Source organism: Sulfoacidibacillus ferrooxidans (assembly GCF_022606465.1).
GTDB lineage: Bacteria > Bacillota > Bacilli > Alicyclobacillales > SLC66 > Sulfoacidibacillus > Sulfoacidibacillus ferrooxidans.
In genome coordinates, this window is record NZ_JALBUF010000001.1 from 1 (window position 1) to 13,195 (window position 13,195).

The window sequence follows — 13,195 nt, forward strand, 5'->3', positions numbered from 1 at the left end:
ACAGCATTTTATACTGAAAATTAAAAATATGTCTGTCTATGGCAGGCTTATATAGATGCGTCCAAAATCACTTCCCTTCATTGTTCTTAGAACTCAATTAAGTGCTTGACATTAGATAGCTGGTCTCTTGTGCTATTTGATTAGGCAATGCACCATCATAGGCAGGTAAATGTACACCATCATGCGCAAAGAATGGTTGTACAATAAATGACTGATCTAAAATGTTAAATTGTTGGCCTATACTTTCTGCCTCTAATGTGTTGACCAGATTATCTACAGGTCCCACGACAGAAATAACATACGGTGCCTTTACAGGTAAGTCATTGACTTCGATCACTCCAGAAAACGGGCCTGGCACATCATTAAAGCTCAAAATCGAACGTATGGCGGATGTTGTGACAAGCCTCTGCCCATTGATCACTATGCCTTTTGCACCAGCTGCCTGCAAATAATTAACAACCATTTGCAATTGTGTGGCTTCATCTACATAACGTAATCCAGGAATCAATGGGAGTGCCGGATCATAATTGATTGACACTGTGATGCCCGGACCCACAAGTTCCGTTAAGCCTGCCATTTGTTCGAGTTGATTTAGCTCCGCTTGGAGCGCCACTTGGCCTGCAGCATCATGCCCAGATGCCTCCAACAATACATTGCGTTGCTTTTCAACGCTTGCAAGCTGGCTTTCTAGCTGATTCGACGTAGCAAGTGCCACACTAAGTGCTTGCGACGCGGCTAAATAAGAGCTATACGTTCCTTTTGCAGAATGACGATCGACATGTGCATCTAATCCCACCATGACTCCTAAAGATAAGGTCACACCAAGAATAGCAACAAGTGATGATCGTTTCACGATGTACCACCCCCCGTTATCACCAAAGGGGTTTGATAGGCAGGTATACTGATCATTTTTTCTTGTATAGGATTCGATACACTGAGTCCGCGATTGGCTCCACGCAAAATATCAAGAGGACCGCCTGGTAAATTTAGCGCTGCACTGAGTACACCACTTTGCCCAATCGCGCGAATGATAAATGGTGGACCTATTTGCATAGTACCTACGCGCACTACTGGACCCACACAAAATATACCCGTTGTTTCAGTTACACGCGCTGAATTGATAGACACAGCATCAGCACCAGCTGCAAACAGTTCGTTAACAACCGAGCGCAAATCCCAATCGTGAGTAATAAATTGCGCCATGGCTACTTCATCCATTTTCCCGTCAGAGATCGTCACAGAAACACCTGGACCTACAAGTGGTACTGTACCTGCGAGAATTCGCGCTGCACGTAGTTCACGTTCAACGTGTGCCATTTCTCCTCCTTGCGCTAATGCCTGATCTTGTAACTGTAGAATTTGTTGCGTGATCTGTTTTGTTTTTTGATATACCTGTTTATTGTAATTTTGAACCGCCACTAGACGTGAATTGACACTAGCGACATCTGGCGAGCCAGCCCAAAGCGCTGCCCCTCCTAACTCCACATCATGGTACTGAACAGACATCATTGTTCCAAAAACAAACGCCACAATCGTCCATGCGATCATTTTGCGTTTAGCAGGGAGAAGCTGCTTCAGATCCACACTTAATTGCCACCCGCCTTAGGATAGGGTTGATAAACACCTTGTCCACTCGAAATAAAATCAATGATCCCTGGAGCTACTCCCATCGCAATTAGTTTTGCATGGATAGCTTGGTACAAATGTAATGCATGTACAAGTTGATGGAGTGGGATGAATAGTTCAAACCCATCTCGTGTAAAGGCAACTATTTCTTCTTGTGAATGAAGAGTTTGCACATGGAGCTCTGACAAACTGGCGCGTTCACTTTGTGGTACTTCAGGAAGTTGTGCACATAGTGCGAGTAATCCGGGATCTGTTACTTTACTCCCTAAACTGATGGACTGTGGTGCTGTAGTAGAAATTATAGGTCCTTGGATACCGGTGCCCGTCGTATCTTTTTGTAAAACCGTACCATCAGCTAATATCGTGTAAAAGCTACCATCTGCTTCTAGTAATCCGGCAAGCTTACGCTCTTTCACATCAATAATGACCTTTTGTTCCATGAAATTTCTTTTTATATTCACTCGATCCAACATTGGAAAATCAGTCAACAAGCGATTTTCTATAGATAAGATCGGCAACTGATACAGATTTTGACCAACTATGATTCCCGAATCGCGAATTAGAACAGTTGATTCTATATTCCCACTACCTATGATCGCGATTTGTTTTACTCTCGCTAACGGTGATTCCATATAAATAGCGAATAAAACGGCTAAAAAGAAGATCATAATAAGTATAGTATACGTAATTTTACGAATGGTAGATCGACTTGTTTCTGCTGACACGATGAGGAGTTGCTCCTTTCATCCACAAACTAATCAGGTAAGCATATAACAAGGGGCACAAGTCCGCGTTCGGTCCTTGTACCCCTTGTCTAGCAAAGATCAAGACGACCTACGCATCTGCTGACACACTTGCATCCTTGCCAGTCTCACGCACACGCCTGATATGTGCTCCTAGCTCGCGCAACTGCAGTTCAAAACCCTCATACCCTCGATCAATATGATGCACACGTTCAAGAATAGTCGAACCTTCAGCTGCCAATCCAGCGATTGCCAAAGCCGCACCTGCTCGCAGATCTGTTGCTTCCACTATAGCTCCTGTTAACTCCGTCACTCCGCGAATAAACGCTGTGCGAATATCGACCTTGATCGACGCTCCCATACGTTGCAATTCACTCACATGTTGAAAGCGATCCTCAAAGATCGTCTCTGAGATTACACTAACACCCTGTGCCATTGTCAAAAGTGACATAAAAGGAGCCTGTAAATCAGTTGGAAATCCTGGATAAGGGGAAGTTTGTATGCGTTCTACTGCATGAAGCGGACCCGTTCGTTTTATGTCAAGTATATCATGTAACCCAGTAACCTGCACACCTGCTTCGCGCAATTTAGTGGTTACAGCGGTCAAATCCATAGGGCGCACATTGCGCAATTGCACGTGTCCCCCTGTAATAGACGCTGCAATCATCAGCGTTCCTGCGACAATGCGATCGGGAGATACTTGATACTCACCACCATGTAGCTCATTAACACCTTCGATGACGATCGTATCTTCGCCAGCTCCGCGAATACGTGCACCAAGTTGCGTCAAAAGTGCTGCGAGATCGCGAATCTCTGGTTCGCGAGCAGCGTTACCGATGATCGTCTCACCTTTTGCAAGTACTGCTGCCATCATCAGATTCTCCGTAGCCCCAACACTAGGGAAGTCAAGGAAGATGGATGCACCTTGTAGTTGAGATGCTTGACACTCAATAAATCCATGTCGCTCCACAATGTTTGCCCCGAGTAGCTCTAGTCCCTTTAAATGTAGATCGATCGGTCTCGTACCAATCGAACATCCGCCTGGTTTTGAAATGCGCACCGAGCCAAAGCGAGCAAGCAGCGGTCCCATTAAGAAAATCGAGGAGCGCATCAATCGCATGAGATAATCTGGTACATTTGTAGTATGAATCGTACTTGAATCGACAATCACATCAGATTTATTACGTGTTACTCTCGCACCTAGTGAACGCAAGATGTCGAGCATTACAGCAATATCGTCCAAATTAGGCACATCGTGTATGATGGTTTCTTCCTTTGCCATAACCACTGCCGCCAAAATCGGCAATGCAGCATTCTTTGAACCGTGTACACGCACCGAGCCAGTGAGGCGATTACCGCCCTCAATGACCAATCGTTCCATGCTTGTCACCTCCGCGTATCGTCCTCTCCGACGATTCGCACCTCCGGTTCCAATCTCATCCCGAATCGTTGTTGCACCGTTTCTTGCGCACAGCGCATAAGCCACAGCACATCCGCCGCACGCGCCTGACCGACATTGACGATGAAATTTGCATGCAACTCAGAGATCATTGCATTGCCGTGGCGCAAACCCTTAAGTCCCGCGCTCTCAATCAAGCGCGCTGCAAAATCACCTGGAGGATTACGAAAAACACTTCCGCAATTTGGCATAGACAGCGGTTGTGTAGTCTGACGTCGCTTACTCCATATCCGAACCTGTTCTTGCAATTGTTTCGAATCGCCAAGTTGCAAGTCAAATTGCGCTTGCACAACAGTCAGTTGTTGTTCCCGCACAATACTGTGCCGATAGCGAAAGCCTAACTCATCCGGAAAAAGTTCGGTAATCGTTCCATCTGGGGTGATCGCAGTCACTTTGGCAAGCACATCTTTCACTTCTCCACCATGCGCGCCCGCATTCATAGTGACCGCTCCACCAACCGTCCCTGGAATACCGGTTGCGAATTCTAATCCGGAAAGACCATGCCGAATTGCGATGTGCGCTGCTGACACAATGGATCGCCCAGCTAAAGCAGTAAGAGAGTGACCGTTAACCTCGACTGCCGCCAATTCATCACCTAGTTTTAACACGGCACCGCGCATACCACCATCTTGAACTAACAGGTTACTCCCGCGACCAAGGATAAATAACGGAATGTTATGCGTATGTGCCGCTAGGACCACAGCTTTTACTTCCTCCATAGTTCTCGGAACAATGAATACATCAGCAGGTCCGCCTATGCGCCATGTGGTATGCTTAGACAGTGGTTCATCAAAGAGAACCGTAGGCGCTAAACCCGTAAAAACAGACGCTTGCAACAGCCGATCCATCAAAGTAACTCTCCCTTTTATCTGCTCTTCGCCTCATTGATGTCCGCTCGCGTAACACATCATATGTCGCGGTTCTATAGTGGTGACAAACGCCTAGTCAATAGTTTGTCGCTCGTGAAATATTCATCAAAACGCCAACTGCTGTCAACATGAGTGTCAATGATGAACCACCATAGCTGAGAAACGGCAATGTGATCCCCGTTACAGGCATCAGCCCTATAACTACGCCAATATTGATAAAAACCTGAACAGCAATGACCCCCGTTAGTCCAGTTGCTAAATAACTGCCAAACCGATCAGGCGCCCGCATCGCGGCGCGCAACCCTCGCCAAATTAACACTGTAAATAAGAGTATAACAAGTACCCCACCAATTAATCCAAGTTCCTCCGAAAGAATGGCAAAAATAAAATCTGTCTGAGGTTCCGGTAAGTACAAATGTTTTTGGGTGCTGTGACCGAGACCCACGCCAATTATGGCACCTTGTCCAAGTGCAATTAACGACATAATAATATGATAGCCAATGGTATCAGGATATTTCCACGGATCAAGAAAGGAAAGTACGCGCTGTAAGCGATAGGGAGCAGCCGCTATTAACCCTGCAAAGGCGACAAGTCCAACCATCCCCATGCCAACTAAATGCTCTATGCGCGCTCCTGCAACAAATACCATAATCATGGTTGAACCTGCAATAACGGCACTTTGACCAAGGTCTGGTTCTAACATGACGAGACCAATCACAAGGCCCATCATAAGAAGTGGTGGCACTAATCCTTTGCGAAACGAGCGCATGCGATCTGGCTCTTGACTTAAATACCAACTAAGAAAAATCAGCAGTCCAAATTTCGCAAACTCCGATGGTTGGATGCCAAACGTTCCAATACCAAGCCACGCTCGCGATCCACCGCGAACTTGACCAATGTGCGGAATGAGAACTAACCCGAGAAACAACAAACATAAGAGCAAGATCTGACGCGCATAGCGACTAAAAATGCGATAGTCTACCCGGCTCACCACATACATTGAGATGAGTCCTAGTGATGCCCACATTAACTGTCGCTTAAAATAATAAAACGCATCATGAAAATGCTCTTGCGAGAGAATCGTACTTGCACTATGCACCATGACAACGCCAATCGCTAGCAAAACGACTGTCACAAGCGGGATCATGAGATCAGGGGATGGGGATTTGGTATTTTGCACGCACAGACCTCCTACGCGGATACTTGTCCATGCTAAAGCATATGCACCGCCTCTTTGAAGATTCGCCCTCGCTCCTCAAAAGATGCAAACATGTCCCAACTTGCTGCCGCCGGAGATAACAACACTACATCGCCTGGTTGCGCCACTTCCGTTGCAAGCTTAACCGCTTGTAGTAGCGAATCGGCCACAAGCACCGTGGCAATACCAGCCGACTGCGCCATCTCAGCCATGCGTTTACCAGATTGACCAAGTACCACAACGGCCTTCATATGACTTGCCACAGCTGAGATCAGTGGTGTGAGATCATCTCCACGATCTAGTCCACCTAAAATACCGACAATAGGTTCTTCAAATGATTGGATCGCCTGCAGAGCCGCTTGTGGATTCGTTGCTTTTGAATCATTAATAAATGTAACACCTTCGTATTCACGCACAAATTCCATGCGATGTTCGACACCCGCAAACGCCCCTAGTGTTTTTGCAATCGCAGCAATGGATGCACCAGCTGCATACGATACTGCACATGCAAAAAGAGCATTCTGGACATTGTGCCGTCCACGCAGTGCGAGATCCGCAACTTTGATAACCGGTATACGATCACTAGTAAGCGATGTCGATGAAGGTGTCGCAAGCATCAGCCACTCATCGGAAAGATAAGCTCCAAGCGCAACCTCCTGCTCCATACTAACCCACCAGACTTGTGAGTGAAGCGTGTTAGCTATCTCCACGCATACCTGTTGATCGCGATTTAAAATGGCAATATCGCTTGCAGTTTGATTTTGAAATAGTTTAGATTTGGCATTGATATAGTTTTCTATAGTGCCATGATAGTCCAAATGCGCAGGATAGATATTGAGCAATGCAGCAATGTGCGGATGAAACTGCTGCGTGCCTTGTAACTGAAAACTAGACAACTCTACTACAAGTAAATCATCCGCCGTAACCTCTTTAGCTACAGCAGATAATGCAGTTCCAATATTGCCTGCAACCATCACTTTTTTATGGTCTTTACGTAAGATCTCACCTATCAGTGTGGTCGTCGTTGTCTTACCATTTGACCCGGTTATCCCAATAATCGAAGCTGTAATCACACGCGATGCAATTTCAACCTCTGTAAAAATCGGAATACCACGTGCTACAGCACGCGCAATGACTGGGCGATCATAAGAGATACCAGGGTTTTTGACCATTATTTCACATGCATCAACCAGTTCTAAAGGATGACCTCCCGTTACAACTGAAATGCCTAAACGTTCCAATTCTTCTACTTCTAGCGCCACTTGTTCCTTTGGATTTTGATCATTGACCACAACATGTGCGCCTAACTGATGAAGCAATTTAGCTACTGCCACACCACTTTTGGCAAGTCCTACAACGAGAACCGAACGATTCTCTACATCCATATCCATTCACCTCAGTCGTTACCTTACATATAAATAAAGCGCCGCAAGCGACATAGCTAAACCAAACAGCCAAAAAATCGTAACAACTCGCCATTCTGACCATCCAACTAATTCAAAATGATGGTGAAGTGGACTCATTCTAAATATACGTCGTCCAAATGATTGGAATGAGATCACCTGAATGATGACAGACAATGCTTCAATAACAAAAATTCCACCAACGAGAGCTAACCATATCTCTGAACGCGTGAGCACAGCGGCGGCTGCCAATCCTCCTCCTAGCGCTAGAGACCCCGTATCACCCATAAACACTTTAGCAGGGTGTCTGTTATATACTAGAAACCCCAATAGTGCACCCACTGTAGCCATAGCAAAGACGGAGACATTCCACTGACTTTCCCACCAAGCCATAGCAGCAAAAGCTCCAAAAGCGATGGCTGTAGTCCCTGTAGCTAACCCATCTAAGCCATCTGTAATATTGACTGCATTGGCCGTACCAATCATAAAAAATGTGAGGAACACCAAATAAAAAGGTCCTAATTGTAACGCTGTATTGAACCCTGGAATAAAGAGTTCAAAGTGCCACCCGCGAATATACAAGAACAAGTAAAACAATACCACAACGATGACCTGTAAGATAATTTTTTGTAGTGCAGTTAAACCTAAATTTCTATGTCGTATGACTTTAATACCATCATCTAAAAGTCCTATCACGCCAAACCCTACCATAGCAAACAGTAAGATATCTGTCGTTGGCGAATTAGAAAATCGCATAGCGGTAAAAACGACACTGATAATGATCATCAGTCCACCCATGGTCGGTGTTCCTGATTTTTTTTGATGACGGGCAGGACCCTCTGCACGAATCGCTTGGCCAAACTTAAATCTGTGTAATAACGGAATGACGATGGGCCCTAGCAACACCACAATAGCAAAAGCGACGACCAAAACCCAAGATAATGACTGTGCATCCACAGTGTCTCTCTCCTTAATTACTCGATCAATTTGTAAGGACGATTAGTGCATAAAAAAATCTTTTAATAAGATCACAAGTTGTTCAAATTGCATTTTTCGACTCGCCTTAAGGAGGATGACCGTTTTCCCTATACTTTGGTTAGACTGTATCAAGGATTGTAAAATGGGCCAAGCGTCCGTGATATTTGCTGCAGTTGCCACTTGAAAGGAAGCAGACTCGTTCACTTCCTGTACCATGTATTGCGCATAGTCCCCGACTGCAAGTAATGCATTTGTACCACTATGCATGACAGCTACTCCTACTTTAGCATGTAGACGCTCACTCTCTTGTCCGAGTTCCATCATATCGCCAAGCACTGCAATGCGATAGTCACAAGGTAGTTCTTGCAAAACCGTTAACGCCGCGTATGTTGAGGAAGGCGCAGCATTATACGCATCGTTAATCAGCGTGAGCGTATCTGACAACTCCACTACTTCCATGCGCATGTGTGTGAGTGATGATTTTCCTAACGCAGATGCCACGCTCGTGCCATCGATCGCAAAGAACTTTGCACACGCAAACGCACACAGTGCATTCCTCGCTTGATGTTTACCGTGGATAGGAAGGTTCACCGTGAGTTGATCAGGTAAAATCACAAAGCTACATCCACCATCTACCGGATGATAGCGGGAAATTTGTAACTGTGCTTCGGGAGATTCTCCAACATACCACACATCAACTCCAGGCGGTACGGTAAGATCCTGAATGAGCGGCTCATCATCTGGCAAGATAGCAAGCGCTCCAGGTTGCAAGGATTCAATCAATTCCCACTTTGCACGTGCAATATTTTCGCGCGATCCAAGCATACCAATGTGCGCTTCACCTATATTGGTAATCACACCTACGTCTGGTTGTGCAATCTCACACAATCTTGCAATCTCCAAAAGAGCATTCATACCCATCTCTAGAACGGCTATCTCTGTGTTTTCAGGCATACGCAAAATAGAGAGCGGCAAGCCAATATGATTATTCAAATTGCCTTCTGTTTTGTACGTGTTAAACTGCACAGAAAGAACTTGTGCAACAAGATCTTTCGTCGATGTTTTGCCATTGCTTCCAGTAATCGCAACAACCTTTACACCGAGTTCGCGGCGATAAAACAAAGCTATGCTCTGAAGTGCTTGCAGTGTGTCTGTAACAAGTACATGTGGTACATGGCTTACTTCCGTTGGCACAGGCAGCGATTGATCCCACAAAAAACTACTTGCTCCGTTATCTAGTGCCGCACGTACAAAGTCATGCCCATCAAAATGCTCTCCGCGTAAGGGGATATAAAGTGCCCTAGGAGAGACCTGACGCGAATCGGTGCTAACTCCGTGAAATTCAATATCTTGGGCTGGAGATAATGCATGCAATACGGCGGCGATTTGAGACAACGTAGCGCGAATCATAGATGCTCCACAACGATCTGAGCTGCGACCAGACGATCGTCAAAGTCATGTTTCACGGTACCTATAATTTGATACGTTTCATGTCCCTTCCCTGCAATCAGCACGACATCGCCAGACGTTGCATGTGTAAGCGCGTAGCGAATGCCATCCACGCGTGATGTATGCCGCACATACTCCACACCAGGTAGATGTCTGATGCCTTCCTCCATCTCATCAATAATGCACACAGGATCTTCAGTGCGCGGATTATCCGAAGTCAATACCGTCACATCGCTATACTTTGCCGCTACTTGTGCCATGAGAGGACGCTTTTTGCGATCGCGATCACCGCCACAACCTACAACAGTGAACACACGTCCAGTGCAGAATTCACGAATCGTAGTCAATGCATTTTCTAAACTATCCGGAGTATGCGAGTAATCCACTAAAATCGTGTAAGGTTGCCCTGCCTCGACTCGTTCAAAACGCCCAGGAACACCTGTCACTTGTTCTAGTGTCGAGACAATCGTGTCAACATCAATGCCAAGTGCAAGAGCACCGGCAGTTGCGGCGAGCGCATTGTACACACTAAAGCGACCCGTCATGTGCAGATGCACTTCCTTTTGAATATGGTGTGCACGCAGCATAAAACTCACACCATGTGCTGCAATGGAAACATCAGTCGCGCGGATGTCTGCCTCTTGATCAATGCCATACGTGAGTACCTGTTGCACCGTGTTTCCTGCATAGATGCGGCTCCACGGATCATCTGCATTTAAGACAGCTACAGGGAGTAACCCATCGGCCAGTGGTGTAAATACATTGCCAAGGCGACTAAATAGTTTTCCTTTTGCTTCTCCGTACGCTTGCATCGTCTCGTGAAAATCCAAATGATCTTGAGTCAAATTGGTAAACACTGCAACGCGATAGCCAATTCCTGCAACGCGCGCGAGTTCCAGCGCGTGTGAAGAGACCTCCATCACCACGTAGCGCGCACCGAGCTCACGCATTTCTTTTAGCGTTTGAACAAGTTGCACAGCTTCTGGAGTCGTCATACTGGAACTACGCAACTCGCCTTTACTCGTCCGCTGTTCAATCGTCCCAATCAAACCCGTAGCATGACCCGCTTGTTGAAGAATTTGCTCAATCAGCGTAACAGTCGTGGTCTTGCCATTCGTACCTGTCACCCCAACCATCAATAAGTCATCCGCTGGCCGTCCCAAGATCGTATGCGCAAATATGGGTGCCACACGCCGTGTCGATGGTACAATCACTTGCGTGCAGAGAACATCTACTGGCTCTTCTACTAACACTGCTACAGCACCTGCAGCAACTGCTTGTTGCACATATTGATGACCATCCACATGTCCTCCGCGATATGCAACAAATAAATCACCAGGTGATACGTGTCGTGAATCATCGCTAATTCCTGTCACGTTGATATCTAGTAGCCCTCTTACTTCTTTTAACACGATCTGATCGACAATATGACGCAATTGCATGATAATCCCTCCAAGTTACTCAACCCACAAACGTTATCTCAAGGTTCACTCTAGAAAATGTCGTATCCTATGTCAACTAGATCCGGCGGGCGTCGGTCCAAGGTAAAGTCGCACGACACTACCTTGTGGCACTTTTGTTCCCGCTTGTGGCGACTGCGCAATAACATAAGGGCCTTCACCAACAACCACAACGCGTAAAATGGTCCCACTCTCAATCATCGAACGAGTCGCATCTTTATACGTGCGCATAGCCAAATTTGGAATCGTCGTTTGCACTGGATCAATACCATAACGGTATTTTTTGGCGATCCCTTCAACCGACGGCGGCACATTGAGATACTGCAAACTATCGGCCATTAGATTGCCAATCACAGGTGCCGCGATTACGCCGCCAAACACAGGTGAATCTTTTGGGCGCGGGTAATCAATCGCGACATATGCTACAAGTTGCGGATTATTTGCCGGTGCCATACCAATAAAAGATACAATATAATGCGTCCCAGAATAGTGTCCATTCTCCGCAACCTGTGCTGTTCCCGTTTTCCCAGCAATGCGATAACCCTCACGAAACGCGCCGCCACCTGTTCCTTGCGCAACCACGCTTTCCAGCGCACCGCGCACTTGTGCAGCAACACTTGGAGAGATCACACGTCGAACAGTCACTGGAGAAAATGTTTTTACCGCTTGTCCTGTCGTAGGGTTAACATAGGCGCTTACAATCTCTGGTTTCATTAGCACTCCACCATTAGCAATAGCTGACATCGCCATAACTTGTTGAATCGGAGTGACGGAAACACCTTGCCCAAAAGCTGTTGTAGCAAGTTCTAATGGTCCCACTTTACTTTGATTAAATAAAATCCCTTTACTTTCTCCAGGTAGCGTAATACCTGTTTTCGCTCCAAATCCAAATGCTTTAATAAACGAAAACAATTGCGTTTTACCCAATCGTTCACCCAATTGAACAAAACCTGGATTGCAGGAATTTTCAACGACATTGAGATAGGATTGCGACCCGTGCCCGCCAGCTTTCCAACATTTGATCTTGTGACCTGCAACTTCGTAGTACCCAGGATCATAAAACCGTTCTTTTAAGTCCACTTTTTTCTCTTGCAGAGCTGCTGCCAGTGTCACGATTTTAAAAGTAGATCCTGGTTCAAAAGTTTGCCAAATTGCCAGATTGCGATTATAGACCTCTTGTGGAACATTGCGCCAGTTAGACGGATTAAATGTAGGATAATTCGCCATTGCTAAGATCGCGCCTGTTTTAGGGTCAGCGACAATAATCGTCACGCGATCAGGTGTGTACTTCGCTACGATATTTTGAATCTCACGCTGTGCAAATTGTTGGATTTGGCGATTAATCGTCAATTGAATGTCAAGCCCTGGCACAGGCGGGATATAGTCATCATCCGTCTTTGGAATTTCTTCTCCCCGTGCATTAGACACAAATTGCAGGGCGCCTTTTTGACCTTCTAACTCTTTATTAAACTGCAATTCAATACCACTTAAACCTTGGCCATCTCCACCCGTCACACCTAATACTTGTGCCGCAAGATCGCCATATGGGTATTCACGCTTACCTTCCTCTGTCAAATAAATGCCTGGCAGACGCAGTGCACGAATCGCTTTTACTTTCGCTTCATCCAGTCTTCGGCCACGCGGGCGGATGTACACCATCATTTCGCCAGGCCGTTTCAACAATTTATAGATGCCTTGCTCTGTGCCTCCGATAATTTTCCAAAGTAAAAATGCCGTGCGCTGTTTATCCTTAATCTGCCTTGGAACAGCTATTATACTCGCTGCACTCGCTGTGTAAACGAGCGGTTTCCCGTTTGAATCAAGAATTTCTCCCCGCACTGCAGGTAATGGGATGTTGCGACGAATAAGATGCACAGCTTTTTCATTGTAAAACTGAACAGCGATCACCTGTACATGTACGAGTCGACCGATAAGCAAAGATGCCCCGCAGACAAAGGCCAATAGCACTAGAAAAATGCGTCTGCGCACTTTCGTTTGCGTAATTCGCAT

General features: G+C 46.1%; 11 protein-coding genes. All 11 read right to left on the minus strand.

Features of this window, described 5'->3' with window-relative positions:
- Window positions 1-97 precede the first annotated feature (97 nt).
- Window positions 98-853 (minus strand): DUF881 domain-containing protein, encoded by a 756-nt coding sequence (locus tag MM817_RS00005; protein WP_241711402.1) that lies wholly within the window; start codon window positions 851-853, stop codon window positions 98-100.
- Complete coding sequence (locus MM817_RS00010) at window positions 850-1,584, minus strand: DUF881 domain-containing protein (RefSeq protein ID WP_241711403.1); 735 nt, start codon at window positions 1,582-1,584, stop codon at window positions 850-852. Before MM817_RS00010 ends, MM817_RS00005 begins: the two co-directional genes overlap by 4 nt.
- 2 nt (window positions 1,585-1,586) lie before the next feature.
- On the minus strand, window positions 1,587-2,351 hold the full coding sequence (locus MM817_RS00015; RefSeq protein ID WP_241711404.1) for a cell division protein FtsQ/DivIB: 765 nt from the start codon (window positions 2,349-2,351) through the stop codon (window positions 1,587-1,589).
- Between the two features lie 109 nt (window positions 2,352-2,460).
- Entirely contained in the window at window positions 2,461-3,750 is a 1,290-nt protein-coding gene (gene murA, locus MM817_RS00020; RefSeq protein WP_241711405.1) for a UDP-N-acetylglucosamine 1-carboxyvinyltransferase, read from the minus strand.
- 5 nt (window positions 3,751-3,755) lie between these two features.
- Complete coding sequence (gene murB / locus MM817_RS00025) at window positions 3,756-4,676, minus strand: UDP-N-acetylmuramate dehydrogenase (protein WP_241711406.1); 921 nt, start codon at window positions 4,674-4,676, stop codon at window positions 3,756-3,758.
- Between the two features lie 97 nt (window positions 4,677-4,773).
- Window positions 4,774-5,844 (minus strand): stage V sporulation protein E, encoded by a 1,071-nt coding sequence (gene spoVE / locus MM817_RS00030; RefSeq protein WP_241712247.1) that lies wholly within the window; start codon window positions 5,842-5,844, stop codon window positions 4,774-4,776.
- Window positions 5,845-5,909: 65 nt separating this feature from the next.
- A complete protein-coding gene (gene murD / locus MM817_RS00035) occupies window positions 5,910-7,280 on the minus strand; it encodes a UDP-N-acetylmuramoyl-L-alanine--D-glutamate ligase (protein WP_241711407.1) in 1,371 nt (456 codons plus the stop codon).
- An 18-nt stretch (window positions 7,281-7,298) separates the two neighbouring features.
- Complete coding sequence (gene mraY, locus MM817_RS00040; protein ID WP_241711408.1) at window positions 7,299-8,255, minus strand: phospho-N-acetylmuramoyl-pentapeptide-transferase; 957 nt, start codon at window positions 8,253-8,255, stop codon at window positions 7,299-7,301.
- 42 nt (window positions 8,256-8,297) lie between these two features.
- Entirely contained in the window at window positions 8,298-9,686 is a 1,389-nt protein-coding gene (locus tag MM817_RS00045; RefSeq protein WP_241711409.1) for a UDP-N-acetylmuramoyl-tripeptide--D-alanyl-D-alanine ligase, read from the minus strand.
- Entirely contained in the window at window positions 9,683-11,167 is a 1,485-nt protein-coding gene (locus MM817_RS00050) for a UDP-N-acetylmuramoyl-L-alanyl-D-glutamate--2,6-diaminopimelate ligase (RefSeq protein ID WP_241711410.1), read from the minus strand. Before MM817_RS00050 ends, MM817_RS00045 begins: the two co-directional genes overlap by 4 nt.
- 72 nt (window positions 11,168-11,239) lie before the next feature.
- The gene (locus MM817_RS00055; RefSeq protein ID WP_241711411.1) at window positions 11,240-13,195 is read right to left on the minus strand and encodes a penicillin-binding transpeptidase domain-containing protein; all 1,956 of its coding nucleotides are present in this window, start codon (window positions 13,193-13,195) and stop codon (window positions 11,240-11,242) included.

Coding starts and splice junctions, on each gene's coding strand:
- MM817_RS00050 (WP_241711410.1), bottom strand. CDS start 11,167: ATGCAATTGCGTCATATTGTCGATCAGATCGTGTTAAAAGAAGTAAGA.
- murA (WP_241711405.1), bottom strand. CDS start 3,750: ATGGAACGATTGGTCATTGAGGGCGGTAATCGCCTCACTGGCTCGGTG.
- murD (WP_241711407.1), bottom strand. CDS start 7,280: ATGGATGTAGAGAATCGTTCGGTTCTCGTTGTAGGACTTGCCAAAAGT.
- murB (WP_241711406.1), bottom strand. CDS start 4,676: ATGGATCGGCTGTTGCAAGCGTCTGTTTTTACGGGTTTAGCGCCTACG.
- MM817_RS00055 (WP_241711411.1), bottom strand. CDS start 13,195: ATGCGAATTACGCAAACGAAAGTGCGCAGACGCATTTTTCTAGTGCTA.
- spoVE (WP_241712247.1), bottom strand. CDS start 5,844: ATGATCCCGCTTGTGACAGTCGTTTTGCTAGCGATTGGCGTTGTCATG.
- MM817_RS00045 (WP_241711409.1), bottom strand. CDS start 9,686: ATGATTCGCGCTACGTTGTCTCAAATCGCCGCCGTATTGCATGCATTA.